This window comes from Tenebrionibacter intestinalis, from assembly GCF_016632365.1.
Taxonomy (GTDB): domain Bacteria; phylum Pseudomonadota; class Gammaproteobacteria; order Enterobacterales; family Enterobacteriaceae; genus Tenebrionibacter; species Tenebrionibacter intestinalis.
The window spans coordinates 52,926-66,818 of record NZ_JAEPBH010000023.1 but is presented as its reverse complement, the minus strand read 5'-3'; the positions used below and the strand labels follow the sequence as shown (position 1 = coordinate 66,818).

The window sequence follows — 13,893 nt, the reverse complement described above, 5'->3', positions numbered from 1 at the left end:
TCCTTTTTTACCCGCCCATTACTGGGGATTCCTCAGGGCTCACGCCGGTTTTTTTATGCCCGACATCCGCGTCGTTCACGGTAACGCAAACAGCGCGGAATAATCCCGGTTGCAGATACGCTGCACAGACGGATGCTGAATCATGCGCTCGGCAAAGATGACGTGATACTCCTCCACGACGTTGTCAATGCGACCAATTTCCACAATATTGCCATCGCGATAAAAATCCTGCGCATAAGAGGTGGGAGCGACAAAAACAGCGTTATGCGCTGCGCCAAAGGCCTTCATCAGCGCCGCATCGTCAAATTCACCGAGAATCTGCACTTTCAGCCCCTGAATGTTAATCCAGTTCAGCAAATTGCGCCCCAGCATGGAACGTCGTCCGGGAATGAGCAGGTTACGCGTTTCCAGGCAGGCGGGAAATGGCGTTTCCGGCAGCGGTGAGCGGCACCAGAAACTGACGGGACACTCGCCAATTTTCATTGAAAACAGCCCTTCCTGCTGAGTGGAATCAATCGGGCAATCAGAGAGGATCATATCCAGCTTGTGCTGACTGAGCTGCTCAAGCAACAGTTCATGGGTGGACTCAAAGCAGCGCAAGCGAATCTGGTCATCCTCTTCTATCGCCGTTTCCAGCACGCCGCTTACTAGCCGCTTAGAAAGCGCATCCGCCACGCCCACATCAAAGAGCAAATGTGATTCTTTTCGGTAGTTGATGATATCCATCATCTCCTGGCTGAGGCTGAACATACGGTCAGCATAGCGAAATACAAGCTGTCCCAGTTCAGAGGGTTCAAGGCCACGCCCCTTGCGCTTGAACAATTTTCCCCGCAGCCGCGCTTCCAGCGCTTTAATCTGGCCTGTGACGGTCTGCGGCGTAAGGTAAAGCGTTTCCGCCGCCCCCACCACAGAACCTGCCCGGCAAACATGCCAGAAGTAGTAAAGATGATTGTAGTTAATGTGAGACATAGCGCCCTCGCTTCTTTATCGCTCGGCCACTCGCTCAGGTCGATACAGAAAAACGAGCCCTGAGCATGTAATAGCCCAGCATAGCCGACAGCAGCGAACCTATCAGAATACCCAGTTTCGCCAGGCCAACCCACTCTGGCTCCATATCGCTGAACGCCAGCGAAGTGATAAATATCGACATCGTAAAGCCGATACCGCACAGCACGCCAACGGCCAAAATATCACCAAGGCGCATACCTTCAGGCAACGATATCACCCGAAGCTTCAACCCCAGCCAGCAAAACAGGCCCACTCCGAGAGGCTTGCCAATCAGCAAGCCAGCAATAATCCCTACCGGCAGGAACGATAACAGGCCTGTTGCCGTCACACCCTGTAATGATACGCCTGCATTTGCAAAAGCAAAAAGCGGCAGAATCAGAAAAGCCACCCAGGGCTGGAGAGTATGCTCCAGTTCCTCCGAGGGTGAGTAGCCGCGCTCTTTTTCCAGCGGGATAAGGAACCCAATAATGACACCCGCAAGCGTCGCATGCACACCGGATTTAAGTACCGCCGTCCACAACACAACGCCCACCAGCAGGTAAAGACCGACGCGGCGCACGTTAAGCACGTTCATGATTACCATTACCGCAATCGCCACAGCAGCAATACCCAGCGAAAACAGCGATAGCTGATGGGTATAAAACAGCGCGATAATGAGGATGGCCCCCAAATCGTCAATGATCGCCAGCGCCATGAGAAATACTTTTAGCGCCAGCGGAACGCGGCTGCCAAGCAGCGCCAGTACGCCCAGGGCAAACGCAATATCGGTAGCGGTAGGTATCGCCCAACCCGCGCGCATCGTCGGATCGGCGCCGTTGAACAGCAAATAGATTAACGCTGGCATAATCATGCCGCCCAGCGCGGCAATGGCCGGCAATGCCGCTTTATGTCGACCTGCCAGCGTACCGATACACAGCTCGCGTTTAACTTCCAGCCCCACCAACAGGAAGAACGCCGCCATCAACGCATCATTAATCCACAGCAGCATATTTTTGTGAATCGCCAGATCGCCTATCTGTAGCACAACCGGCAGGTTGAGAAACGAAAAATAGGCATCGCGCGTTACGCTAAAGTTGGCCATACCCATTGCCAGTACAGCGGCAATAATCAACAGCACGCCGCTGGCAGCGTCGCTGCGAAAAAAACGTTGCAAGTAATTCATTTCTTTCTGTTCCATAAACATATCCAACAATGACACGAGCATAGGCCAGAATGTTAATTCGGTAAAACCAGTTTTTAACTGCTGAAATGCACGGCAATAATGACTAATAAGAAATTTAACCCTATGAATTAAGGTTATTTATATTTAATAAGTTGATATTGCCGGAATAAAGAAGTAACGCAAGGAGGGGAGGGGCATACATAACTGACTTATAAGCCACAAAAAAACCTTAAAGCGAACTTGCGCCTTAAGGTTTTTTAAAGAAATAACGTAAGCTTTAACGGGTCAAATCGTCAAAAAATTTCTTCACTCCATCGAAAAAGCTTTTGGAGCGCGGGCTATTTTTTTCACCCGTCGGGCCGCCAAAGCTTTCCTGGAGATCCTGAAGCAATTTTTTCTGCTTATCGTTAAGGCCAACTGGCGTCTCTACCACCACGCGACACAGCAGATCGCCCTGCGCGCCGCCGCGTACTGATTTCACACCTTTGCCGCGCATACGGAACAGCTTGCCAGTCTGCGTTTCACCCGGCACTTTTAGTTTCACGCGGCCATCCAGCGTTGGGACTTCAATTTCGCCGCCCAGCGCCGCCATTGCAAAGTTAATCGGAACTTCGCAATAAAGATTATTGCCTTCACGTTCGAAAATCGGGTGCGCTTTAACCTGAACCTGCACGTACAGATCGCCGGACGGCGCGCCGTGTTCGCCAGCTTCGCCCTCGCCCGCCAGTCGGATACGATCGCCGGTATCAACGCCTGCGGGGATCTTAACAGACAACGTTTTGGTTTTTTCAACGCGGCCATGACCATGACAGGCGTTACACGGATCTTTAATCAACGTACCACGCCCCTGGCAGTGTGGGCAGGTCTGCTGTACGGTGAAGAACCCCTGGCGCATCTGTACCTGGCCGGAGCCATGACAGGTCGCGCAGGTTTGCGGCTGCGAACCCGCTTTTGCGCCGCTGCCGTGGCAAACGTCGCACTCCTCCAGCGTCGGAATTCGGATCTCTTTATTTACGCCGCGTACGGCTTCTTCCAGCGTCAGCTCCATGTTGTAGCGCAGGTCAGCCCCGCGCGCTGCGCGCTGGCGGCCACGTCCGCCGCCAAAGATATCGCCAAACACATCACCAAAGATATCGCTGAAATCCGCGCCGCCGCCAAAGCCGCCGCCGCCGAAACCGCCGCCGCCCATGCCGCCCTGTTCAAAGGCTGCATGACCATATTGATCATAGGCTGCGCGCTTTTGCGCATCGGTCAGGATCTCATAGGCTTCTTTGATTTCCTTGAATTTGTTTTCCGCGTCTTTATCACCCGGATTACGGTCCGGATGATATTTCATGGCCAGACGCTTGTAGGCTTTTTTGATTTCGCGCTCATCCGCGCTTTTCGCAACGCCTAAAACCTCGTAATAATCTTTTTTCGCCATCGTTTTATGTCTGCCCTAACAAGCGAGCACGGGCGTGGAGGAGATCTCCGACGCCCGTGCTGGTTTATCTACCCTGCATCAGGGCGATTATTTTTTGTCTTTTACTTCTTCAAACTCAGCGTCAACAACATCGTCGTCTTTCGCATTGTCTGCAGAGGCATCAGCGCCGCCAGCCTGCTGAGCATGCTGCTGCGCAATTTCCATCAGTTTGGCGGAAGCCTGGGCCAGCGCCTGCATCTTCGCTTCGATATCCGCTTTGTCTTCCCCTTTCAAAGAAGTTTCCAGCGCGCTCAGCGCAGATTCGATGGCCGTTTTATCGTCTGCCGGCAATTGCTCGCCCGCTTCTTCGACCTGCTTACGAGTGCTGTGCACCAGATGGTCGGCCTGGTTGCGGATCTGCACCAGTTCTTCAAATTTACGGTCGGATTCCGCGTTCGCTTCCGCATCGCTCACCATTTTTTTGATTTCGTCTTCATTCAGGCCGGAAGACGCTTTAATGGTGATCTTCTGCTCTTTACCGCTGTTTTTGTCCTTCGCTGACACGTGCAGAATACCGTCGGCGTCAATATCGAAAGTTACTTCGATCTGCGGCATGCCGCGCGGCGCCGGGTTGATCCCATCCAGGTTGAACTGACCAAGCGACTTGTTATCGGAAGCGCGCTTGCGCTCACCCTGCAGCACATGGATGGTGACCGCAGACTGGTTGTCTTCAGCGGTAGAAAACACCTGGCTGTGCTTGGTCGGGATAGTGGTATTTTTGTTGATGAGCGATGTCATCACGCCGCCCATTGTTTCAATACCCAGCGACAGTGGCGTTACGTCCAGCAACAACACATCTTTCACATCGCCAGTCAGTACGCCGCCCTGTACGGCTGCGCCCACGGCTACGGCTTCATCCGGGTTCACGTCTTTACGCGGTTCTTTACCAAAGAACTCGGCAACTTTCTTTTGCACCATCGGCATACGCGTCTGGCCGCCGACGAGGATTACGTCGTTGATGTCAGACACCGACAGACCGGCATCCTGAAGCGCCACTTTCAGCGGCTCGATAGAACGGTTGACCAAATCTTCCACCAGGCTTTCCAGCTTCGCACGGGTCACTTTGATGTTCATGTGCTTCGGGCCGGTCGCATCTGCGGTGATGTACGGCAGATTAACATCCGTCTGCTGAGCAGATGACAGTTCGATTTTCGCTTTTTCAGCCGCTTCTTTCAGGCGCTGCATCGCCAGCGGATCGTTACGCAGATCGATACCCTGATCTTTTTTGAACTCGTCCACCAGGTAGTTGATCAAACGCGTATCGAAGTCTTCGCCGCCCAGGTGGGTATCCCCGTTGGTCGCCAGCACTTCGAAGGTTTTTTCTCCATCCACTTCATCAATTTCAATGATGGAAATATCGAACGTGCCCCCACCGAGATCGTAAACGGCGATAGTACGGTTGCCGGTTTCTTTATCCAGGCCGTAAGCCAGTGCGGCAGCCGTTGGCTCGTTAATAATACGTTTCACTTCCAGACCAGCGATACGACCAGCGTCTTTCGTCGCCTGGCGCTGCGCATCGTTAAAGTAAGCCGGTACGGTGATAACGGCTTCAGTTACCGGTTCGCCCAGGTAATCTTCGGCGGTTTTCTTCATTTTTTTCAGCACTTCCGCAGAGATCTGCGGCGGCGCCATTTTCTGCCCCTTCACGTCAAGCCATGCGTCGCCGTTATCGGCGGCCACAATTTTATAAGGCATGATAGCCACGTCGCGCTGGACCTCTTCATCCTGGAAACGGCGGCCAATCAGTCGCTTAATGGCAAACAGGGTATTTTGCGGGTTGGTTACTGCCTGACGTTTAGCCGGTTGACCGACCAGGGTTTCGCCATCCTGCGTATAAGCAATGATTGAAGGCGTAGTGCGGTCGCCTTCTGCGTTCTCGAGCACGCGTGCCTGAGTGCCATCCATAATTGCCACACAAGAGTTGGTGGTCCCCAGGTCGATACCAATAATTTTACCCATCTAAACGTCTCCACTAAAAATTCGTCATCATGGTTGTAAACCTGTAATAAGGGCAAAAACTTGCGTTTCAACTGCCCGGAAGCGTTTTTTCAGGTTCAACAACATTCGGTTGTCTACTAAATGGGGCCACCCGCACGGCCATCAAGGGGGGCAGGTAAAATTTTTTTATTTCTACCCCCGACAAAACATTGAACACAACTTCGCCACCCCTTATGATGCCGCGCCCACCGCAGGCAATGCGGAGCAGAGGCGTATACTTTCGCGTATTTTTTGCCATTTCTATTAACTGATGAGGAATTATGGGTAACACGTCGTTGGCTAATCCGGCCCCGCTCGGCCTGATGGGTTTTGGTATGACCACCATTCTGCTGAACTTACATAATGTGGGCCTGTTCCCGATGGATGTCACTATCCTGGCGGCGGGCATTTTCTACGGCGGTATCGCGCAGATTTTTGCCGGCCTGATGGAATACAAAAAGAACAATACGTTCGGCGTGACCGCCTTTACTTCTTACGGCAGTTTCTGGCTAACGCTGGTCGCTATCCTGTTGATGCCGAAAATGGGCCTGAGCGAACCGGTAAATAGCCATTTTCTTGGCGCTTATCTTGGTCTGTGGGGCATCTTTACGTTATTTATGTTCTTCGGCACGCTGAAGGGCGCACGCGTATTGCAGTTTGTCTTTCTGAGCCTGACCGTGCTGTTTGCCATGCTGTGCGCAGGCAATCTGCTTAATAATGAAAGCCTCATACGCGCGGCAGGCTGGGTGGGCATTGTATGCGGCGCCAGCGCATTTTATCTGGCGATGGGCGAAGTGCTGAACGAACAGTATGCTCGTACCGTATTGCCGATTGGCGAGCGCCGCTAATTGAAAAACGCCCTCACGTGAGGGCGCTTCAGATTGTTGACAAAGAAGGAAAAAACGGGGTTTTTCCTTCTTTGTGGCACGCAGGCGAAAATCAATGCATTGATTTTCCAAATTTTTTATCGCATTTCATCCATCCTGTCTGCGACAGGATGGGGTTCGTCAGCAGTCTCCTTTTTCTTATTCACTGACCCAATTCACTGACCCACATCGCTCGCGCGCTTTGCTTTTGGCCATGCAGCCCTGCTCGCAGCCAGAAGCCCAGTATAACGCCCATCAGCGCCAGCGCCAGTACATACCAGGCCGGCGCATACGGCGAAAAGCGCAACATCAGCGTTACCACAATCGGCGTCATACCGCCAAAAATCGCATACGATACATTGTAGGAAAAAGAGAGCCCGCTAAAGCGTACCGCCGCCGGAAAGGCATGCACCATTACAAACGGCACCGCGCCCACTACGCCAACGCAAAGGCCTGCCAGCCCGTAAAACACAAACAGCGCGCCGGTTGAACTGGCGGCATAGTGATAGAAAAGCCAGGTGAACAGGGCCATCAACAGGCTGCCCGCGATAAAGGTATTGCCCGCGCCGAATCTGTCGGCCGACAGGCCAGCCAGCAGGCAGCCGAAACACAACATAATGATAGCCACGCTGTTAGCCTGAAGCGTGAGCGCGGGCGCCATGCCAAACTGAGTTTGTAGCCAGACCGGCGCCATCAGGATCACCACCACAATGCCCGCAGAAAGCAGCCAGGTAAGCAGTACAGACATCGCCACGCTGGCTTTATGATCCCGCACTACCGCTTTCACCGGTATCTCCCCGGCAAGCTGTTTGCGCTTTTGCATTTCGACAAATACCGGCGTTTCCTGCAACCAGCGGCGCAGATACATCGCCACCAGCCCAAACGCGCCCCCCAGCAGAAACGGAATACGCCAGCCGCCCTCAAGGATGGTCTGCTGTGTCAGTACGGTATTAAGTAGCGTCGCCACCAGAGAGCCCAGCAAAATACCAACCGTCAACCCCGCCGTCAGTGTTCCGCAGGCAATGCCGGTACGCTGCGCAGGCACATGTTCGGCCACGAAAACCCATGCGCCGGGCACCTCACCGCCGATGGCGGCGCCCTGCATAATACGCAGCAGCAGCAGCAGCAGCGGCGCGGCAATGCCAAGCGTCGCATAAGTCGGCAGCAGGCCTATCGCCAGCGTCGGCAGCGCCATCATCAGGATACTCAGCGTGAACATTTTTTTACGCCCTGCTTTGTCGCCAAAGTGGGCCATCACAACGCCGCCCAGCGGGCGAGCAAGATATCCTGCGGCGAAAATACCAAACGTCTGCGCCTGGCGCAGCCATTCGGGGATATCAGCAGGGAAAAACAGCGCACCCACGGTAGCGGCAAAAAAAACAAAAATAATGAAGTCATAAAACTCCAGCGCGCCGCCCAAAGCGGCCAGCGTCAGCGTTTTATAGTCCTGTCGGGTAAGGGGGCGAGTGTGTTGCGTCATAAGTTTCCGGCCTTATCATTATTTGCGCCGATAGGGTAGCCTTCCCGGCTCTGGTCGCTCGGCGCATTTATAGTGTACTGATTACTTTCCGTTAAATGTAAAGCAAACATGACTATAAAACGGAAAGCCGGGCATCAGCCACTGAGGCAGCAATTTATGACAAAATAGTACCAACTTCAGGATAATATTTCGCGACGTGCGCTTTTCGGACGAAAAGCCGCTACCACATCGGGATTGGTCTCCACATAAGGGCCTTCCAGGAGCTGCACGCAGTACGGTACGCTGGCGAAAACGCCGTGCACCAGTACGCCGCCGTTTTCATTTTTCACACCTTCCAGCGTCTCCTCAATGGCCTTAGGCTGGCCAGGCAGATTCAGGATCAGCGCCTGTTTACGGATAACCCCTACCTGGCGCGATAGAATAGCCGTGGGCACAAAATGGAGACTGACCTGGCGCATTTGTTCGCCAAAACCGGGCATTACCCTGTCGGCAATTGCCAGCGTAGCGTCTGGCGTCACGTCGCGGCGCGCCGGCCCGGTACCGCCGGTAGTCAGCACCAGATGGCAGCCCATTTCATCGACCAACTCGCACAGCGTCTGCTCGATAATCGTTTGTTCATCAGGAATCAGACGTTTTTCCAGAGAAAAAGGCGTGGACAGCGCTTTTGCCAGCCAGCCTTCCAGCGCAGGAATGCCTTTATCTTCATAAATGCCGCTGGAGGCGCGGTCTGAAATGGAAACAAGTCCGATACGAAAGGTGTTCATAGCTATTCCGTAAATCATCAAATTCTGAGGCGGAATAATACACCCGATAGCGCGCTACAAACAAAATGGAAGAAAGAAAACGTAGCCAGCGGCGCTGGCCACGGAGGGGTTACAGCAGTTCGCTGACCATTTTTTCCAGTTTTTCCTGGTCAATGGCGAATTTGCGAATGCCTTCGGCCAGTTTATCCACCGCCATCGGATCCTGATTATGCTGCCACAGAAAAGCAGACTCGCTCAGGCGAGCCGGGCGGGGCTTTACTTCGCCGCAAAAGGATAATTTACGCTCTACAGCGCCGTCGGCATCGGCCAGTTCTTTGAGCAGCGCTGGCGCAATAGTCAGGCGATCGCAACCTGCCAGCGCAAGGATTTCCCCCACGTTACGGAAGCTCGCCCCCATTACCACGGTTTCATAGCCGTGCTCTTTGTAATATTTGTAGATCTCGCTGACGGACACAACGCCCGGATCCTCGTGCGCCGCAAACTCTTTTTTATCGGTATTGGCCTTATACCAGTCCAGAATTCTGCCCACAAACGGCGAGATGAGGTAAACGCCCGCCTCGGCGCAGGCCCGCGCCTGTGCAAACGAGAACAGAAGCGTGAGGTTACAGTTGATGCCCTCTTTTTCCAACTGCTCAGCGGCGCGAATGCCCTGCCAGGTTGAAGCCAGCTTGATCAGGATGCGATCGTTGCTGACGCCGGCATCGTTGTAAAGTTTTATCAGACGCTTCGCTCTGGCGATACTGCCTTGCGTATCATAAGACAAACGCGCGTCTACTTCGGTAGAAATACGGCCCGGAATAAGCTTTAGAATTTCCAGGCCGATATTTACCGCCAGTTTATCAGTCGCGTCAGTCACCTGTTGCGCGCGATCGTCGCTCTGACCACGCGCCCAGGAGACGGCGTCATCAATCAGTTTGCGGTATTCAGGAATTTGGGCGGCGTTGAGGATAAGGGAAGGGTTAGTTGTGGCATCCTGCGGCTGGTATAACTTCATTGCCGCGATGTCCCCTGTGTCAGCCACTACGGTCGTGAACTGACGCAGCGAGGTCAATTTATCCGTCATGATACTCTTTCTCTTAAAAACGATGATGTTAGGGAGATGTAATCAGTCTGCCTCGATAATATCACGCGACACTTTCGGCGCAACCGAAGTCATTATGACGGGCACGCTGTGATAAACTGCCCGCCAAAACGGATGAATATTCGGGTCTTTCCTATAGCCACCGCGCGGGATAATCGAATCGAGTCGCCCTGGGGAACATGCATGCGAGATTTTTTACTATTTATCAATGATCTGCTCTGGGGCTCGATCATGTTTTATCTGCTCACTGGCGCAGGTCTGTGGTTCCTGTGGCATATCTGGCGTATCCCGCTGCGCTACTTCAACACCTTCTTTGACACGTTGAAAAACCGTCCCCGCGTCGAAAACGGCAGCATTACGCCCTTTCAGGCGCTGACAATCGCGCTGGCCGCGCGCGCAGGCAGCGGTAATCTCGCCGCGGCCGCGCTGGCGCTGGTTGCCGGCGGCCCCGGCGCTATCTTCTGGATGGGGATTGCAGGCCTGTTTGGAATGGCGATCATTTTCGCAGAAAGCGCCCTCGCCCAGCTCTACAGAAGACGAAATAATAAAGGGTATTTTCGGGGCGGCCCCTCCTGGTATATGGAGCACGGGCTGGGTATGTACTGGGTAGCGCGGATTTTCGCCGTTTTGCTGGTACTGACGTTCGGTTTTATATTTAACGCGCTACAGGCCAGCTCCATCAGCAAAATCGTTAATTACTCTTTTAATATTCCACCTTCTGTTACCGCCGCTACGATGGCCGTTATCGTCGTGCTAGCGATCCGCCAGGGTATCCAGGGCGTAGCGCGTATTACGCAATGGCTGGTGCCGCTACTGACAGTGATATGGCTACTTCCCTGCCTGGGCATTATTTTCTGGAATATCGGGCGTCTGCCGGACATTATTTCAACCATTATTAGCAGCGCTTTCGGCTGGCATTCTGCCGCCGCAGGCGCGTTTGGCTATACTCTGGGCCAGGCGCTCAATAACGGCTTTCAGCATGGTTCTTTCTCCAGCGATGCCGGGCAGGGCTCCACGCCAAACGTCGCAGCCGCGTCTTCCAGCACGCCTGCGCATCCGGTTTCACAGGGTATCGTGCAACTTATGGGCGTATTTATTGATACGTTAGCCATCAGCACCCTCACTGCCACGCTGGTGCTGCTGTCCGGCATGCTGGAGACCGATACGCTTCGGTTAAACGGCCATATGCTGGTCTATCACGCCATGACCAGGCTGCTCGGCCAACAGGGCGGTGAGTTTATTACGCTGATGTTCTGTGGTTTCGCCGTCATATCCGTATCCGCGAATATTGTTTATGCCGAAAACAGCCTCAGTTTTTTAATGAAGTTGAAGTCCTGCCAGAAAACCATTTTCCGCATTTGTGTGGCAGGCATGATAGCGCTGAGCTGTTTTGTAAGCATTCCCGGTATGTGGCAACTGGCGAAAGTCGCGATGGCGTTACTGTCAGTGATTAACCTGAGCGCTATTTTGCTGCTTACGCCCGCGTTAAAAATTATCGTCAACGACTGGCTACGCCAGCGCAGCCTGGGCCTCACGCCAACATTCGATTCAAGCCACTATCCTGAGCTGCACGGACAGCTTGAACCAGACGCCTGGACAGAACCTGATAACGCGTCAGAATTCAATCGCAGCCATTGGCGTTAACGGCCGCCATAATGGGTGTAGTTTTGTTAAAATAGCGGCAATTCATCCGGAAGGAAAAGCGATGCTTATACTTATTTCACCTGCTAAAACGCTTGACTATCGAAGCCCTCTCGCCACTGAACGCTATACCCAACCCGAGCTGCTGGATGCCGCGCAACAGCTTATCCGCGAGGCGCGTAAACTGTCTACTCCGCAGATTGCATCGCTGATGGGTATCAGCGATAAGCTGGCCTCTCTTAGCGCCACCCGTTTTCACGAATGGACGCCGGAGTTCACGCCAGATAACGCCCGGCAGGCCATTCTGGCATTCAAGGGCGATGTTTATGCCGGGCTGCAGGCCGACACCTTCACTGACGGGGATTTTGAATTCGCCCAGCAGCATCTGCGTATGCTCTCAGGTCTGTACGGCGTACTGCGCCCGCTGGATCTTATGCAGCCCTACCGCCTTGAAATGGGCGTTAAATTTGTGAATAAAAAAGGCCGCGATCTTTACAGCTTCTGGGGCGATACCCTCACCCGGAAACTTAATGAAGCGCTGACAGCGCAGGGCGACGATATCCTCATTAACCTGGCCTCAGAAGAATATTTTAAATCGATAAAACCCGCAAAGCTGAAGGCGGAAATCATCAAGCCTGTGTTCCTTGATGAGAAAAACGGCAACTTCAAAGTTATCAGTTTTTATACCAAAAAAGCGCGTGGCATGATGAGCCGCTTTATTATCAAAAATCGTCTGACTAAGCCGGAACAGCTCACCGGGTTTTGCAGCGAAGGCTATTTCTTTGATGAAACCTCATCCAGCCGCCATGAACTGGTCTTTAAACGATACGCGCAGTAGCGCAATACCGTAACCGCGACGAACTCGCGCCGGCCCGTACGCGCCAGTCTCAATACGCGCCTTCTCATTTCATTAAACGCAAAAAAACCGCTTCGAAGAGCGGTTANCTCATTTCATTAAACGCAAAAAAACCGCTTCGAAGAGCGGTTAGAGACTGCTGACAAACCCCATCCTGTCGCAGACAGGATGGATGAAATACAATAAAAAATACGGAAAATCAATGAATTGATTTTCGCCTGCTTACTACAAAGAAGGAAAAACCCCGGTTTTTCCTTCTTTGTCAACAACCTGAACCGCTCCGAAGAGCGGTTAGCCGTTCGCGCCTGCGTGCTTATTTCAACAACAGCGCTCTTAGCGCATCAAAATCAGCAGGCAAATTTACTGACAGCAGCGCCATACCGGCACGTTCAGCCAGTTCAGGGGGTAACGGCAGCGTTTCGCCGAGAATAGCGTCCACGCTTTCCTTAAATTTAGCCGGATGCGCTGTGCCAAGAAAAAGGCCAAACTCACCGGGCTGCAGCGCATCACGCAGCGCCCGCCAGGCCACCGCCGCGTGCGGTTCAGAAATATAGCCAAGCGTTTTAAGTTCGCGTACTGCCGCGCGCGTAGTTTCTTCATCAACGGCGGCATAACCCAGTTCTTTAAGCTGCCAAACTTTGCGGCGGAAAAGCTCTTCCACGCGCGGCCAGTTATTCGGCTGGCTGACGTCCATCGCGTTAGATAAGGTAGCGACCGTCGCTTTTGGCGTCCACTCGCCGCTTTGCAGATAGCGCGGCACGGTGTCATTGGCATTGGTGGCAGCAATAAAACGCTTCACCGGCAGACCCAGCGCTTTTGCCAGCAGCCCGGCGGTAAGGTCGCCAAAATTACCGCTCGGCACCGATATCACTAGCTGATTACGGGCCTCCTGCGGCAATTGCGCCACAGCTTCAAAGTAGTAACAAATCTGAGCCAGCAGGCGGCTGATATTAATGGAGTTTGCTGAATTAAGCCCCAGCGTCTGCTTGAGCGTCTCATCATCAAACGCCTGTTTAACCAGCGCCTGGCAGGCATCAAAGTCACCCTCCACCGCTACGGTTTCGATGTTGCCGCCCAGCGTGCAGAACAGCTTCTCCTGCAACGGGCTGATTTTACCCCGTGGATAAAGGATCACCACGCGCACATTCTGCATGCCATAAAACGCATGCGCCACCGCCGCGCCGGTATCACCGGAGGTAGCCGTCAGGATCGTAACTGGCTTGTCGCCGCGAATGTGTGACAACATCTGCGCCATAAATCGGCCGCCAAAATCTTTAAACGCCAGCGTCGGCCCGTGAAAAAGCTCAAGGCAGGCTACATCATCGCTCACCCGCACGACCGGCGCCGGGAATGCAAAAGCGCTGCGCACGCGCTCCTCAAGGCGCTGAAAGGGAATTTCGTCGCCAATAAACGCTGAGAGAATTTTGCTACTGCGGCTAACAAAGTCCATTTCCAGCATCGCATCAATATCTGTCAGGCTGAATTCCGGCAGATCGTGTGGGAAAAATAGCCCTTGCTGGCGGCCCAGTCCTTGCGTCACGGCCTGCGCAAAGCTGACCTGCTCGTTATGATCTTTTAAATTATAGAGTTTCATGC

The 13,893-nt window shown here is 53.4% G+C and carries 11 protein-coding genes; 3 read left to right on the top strand and 8 right to left on the bottom strand.

Annotation, left to right across the window (positions count from 1 at the left end; translation table 11 throughout):
* Window positions 1–75: 75 nt before the first annotated feature.
* The 4 genes from nhaR to dnaK form a co-directional block, all read right to left on the bottom strand.
* Window positions 76–969, bottom strand: a complete 894-nt coding sequence (gene nhaR / locus JJB97_RS10240) for a transcriptional activator NhaR (RefSeq protein ID WP_238713915.1) — start codon at window positions 967–969, stop codon at window positions 76–78.
* Between the two features lie 34 nt (window positions 970–1,003).
* On the bottom strand, window positions 1,004–2,170 hold the full coding sequence (gene nhaA, locus JJB97_RS10235) for a Na+/H+ antiporter NhaA (RefSeq protein ID WP_238713914.1): 1,167 nt from the start codon (window positions 2,168–2,170) through the stop codon (window positions 1,004–1,006).
* Between the two features lie 277 nt (window positions 2,171–2,447).
* On the bottom strand, window positions 2,448–3,593 hold the full coding sequence (dnaJ, locus tag JJB97_RS10230; RefSeq protein WP_238713913.1) for a molecular chaperone DnaJ: 1,146 nt from the start codon (window positions 3,591–3,593) through the stop codon (window positions 2,448–2,450).
* A gap of 87 nt (window positions 3,594–3,680) precedes the next feature.
* Window positions 3,681–5,591, bottom strand: coding sequence for a molecular chaperone DnaK (gene dnaK / locus JJB97_RS10225; protein WP_238713912.1), 1,911 nt, complete (start codon window positions 5,589–5,591; stop codon window positions 3,681–3,683).
* Between the two features lie 299 nt (window positions 5,592–5,890).
* Between dnaK and satP the strand changes: the two genes are divergently transcribed.
* Window positions 5,891–6,457 carry an acetate uptake transporter gene (gene satP / locus JJB97_RS10220; protein WP_238713911.1) on the top strand — a complete coding sequence of 189 codons (567 nt, stop codon included), beginning with the start codon at window positions 5,891–5,893 and terminating at the stop codon, window positions 6,455–6,457.
* Window positions 6,458–6,638: 181 nt separating this feature from the next.
* On the opposite strand, the gene JJB97_RS10215 is transcribed toward satP, so the two are convergent.
* The 3 genes from JJB97_RS10215 to tal form a co-directional block, all read right to left on the bottom strand.
* Window positions 6,639–7,955: an MFS transporter gene (locus tag JJB97_RS10215; protein WP_238713910.1), complete on the bottom strand. Its 1,317-nt coding sequence runs from the start codon at window positions 7,953–7,955 to the stop codon at window positions 6,639–6,641.
* A 176-nt stretch (window positions 7,956–8,131) separates the two neighbouring features.
* Window positions 8,132–8,719 (bottom strand): molybdopterin adenylyltransferase, encoded by a 588-nt coding sequence (gene mog / locus JJB97_RS10210; protein ID WP_238713909.1) that lies wholly within the window; start codon window positions 8,717–8,719, stop codon window positions 8,132–8,134.
* Between the two features lie 109 nt (window positions 8,720–8,828).
* Window positions 8,829–9,782: a transaldolase gene (gene tal, locus JJB97_RS10205; RefSeq protein WP_238713908.1), complete on the bottom strand. Its 954-nt coding sequence runs from the start codon at window positions 9,780–9,782 to the stop codon at window positions 8,829–8,831.
* 201 nt (window positions 9,783–9,983) lie between these two features.
* On the opposite strand from tal, the gene JJB97_RS10200 reads away from it, so the two are divergent.
* Both JJB97_RS10200 and yaaA read left to right on the top strand, forming a co-directional pair.
* Entirely contained in the window at window positions 9,984–11,444 is a 1,461-nt protein-coding gene (locus tag JJB97_RS10200) for an alanine/glycine:cation symporter family protein (protein ID WP_238713907.1), read from the top strand.
* 61 nt (window positions 11,445–11,505) lie between these two features.
* Entirely contained in the window at window positions 11,506–12,279 is a 774-nt protein-coding gene (yaaA, locus tag JJB97_RS10195) for a peroxide stress protein YaaA (RefSeq protein WP_238713906.1), read from the top strand.
* A gap of 331 nt (window positions 12,280–12,610) precedes the next feature.
* Here yaaA and thrC read toward each other — a convergent pair whose 3' ends face one another.
* Window positions 12,611–13,891, bottom strand: coding sequence for a threonine synthase (thrC, locus tag JJB97_RS10190; protein WP_238713905.1), 1,281 nt, complete (start codon window positions 13,889–13,891; stop codon window positions 12,611–12,613).
* Window positions 13,892–13,893: the final 2 nt, after the last annotated feature.

What these genes read in the sequence shown, in the direction of transcription:
- nhaR (WP_238713915.1), bottom strand. Translation starts at nt 969, where the DNA reads ATGTCTCACATTAACTACAATCATCTTTACTACTTCTGGCATGTTTGC.
- nhaA (WP_238713914.1), bottom strand. Translation starts at nt 2,170, where the DNA reads ATGAATTACTTGCAACGTTTTTTTCGCAGCGACGCTGCCAGCGGCGTG.
- dnaJ (WP_238713913.1), bottom strand. Translation starts at nt 3,593, where the DNA reads ATGGCGAAAAAAGATTATTACGAGGTTTTAGGCGTTGCGAAAAGCGCG.
- dnaK (WP_238713912.1), bottom strand. Translation starts at nt 5,591, where the DNA reads ATGGGTAAAATTATTGGTATCGACCTGGGGACCACCAACTCTTGTGTG.
- satP (WP_238713911.1), top strand. Translation starts at nt 5,891, where the DNA reads ATGGGTAACACGTCGTTGGCTAATCCGGCCCCGCTCGGCCTGATGGGT.
- JJB97_RS10215 (WP_238713910.1), bottom strand. Translation starts at nt 7,955, where the DNA reads ATGACGCAACACACTCGCCCCCTTACCCGACAGGACTATAAAACGCTG.
- mog (WP_238713909.1), bottom strand. Translation starts at nt 8,719, where the DNA reads ATGAACACCTTTCGTATCGGACTTGTTTCCATTTCAGACCGCGCCTCC.
- tal (WP_238713908.1), bottom strand. Translation starts at nt 9,782, where the DNA reads ATGACGGATAAATTGACCTCGCTGCGTCAGTTCACGACCGTAGTGGCT.
- JJB97_RS10200 (WP_238713907.1), top strand. Translation starts at nt 9,984, where the DNA reads ATGCGAGATTTTTTACTATTTATCAATGATCTGCTCTGGGGCTCGATC.
- yaaA (WP_238713906.1), top strand. Translation starts at nt 11,506, where the DNA reads ATGCTTATACTTATTTCACCTGCTAAAACGCTTGACTATCGAAGCCCT.
- thrC (WP_238713905.1), bottom strand. Translation starts at nt 13,891, where the DNA reads ATGAAACTCTATAATTTAAAAGATCATAACGAGCAGGTCAGCTTTGCG.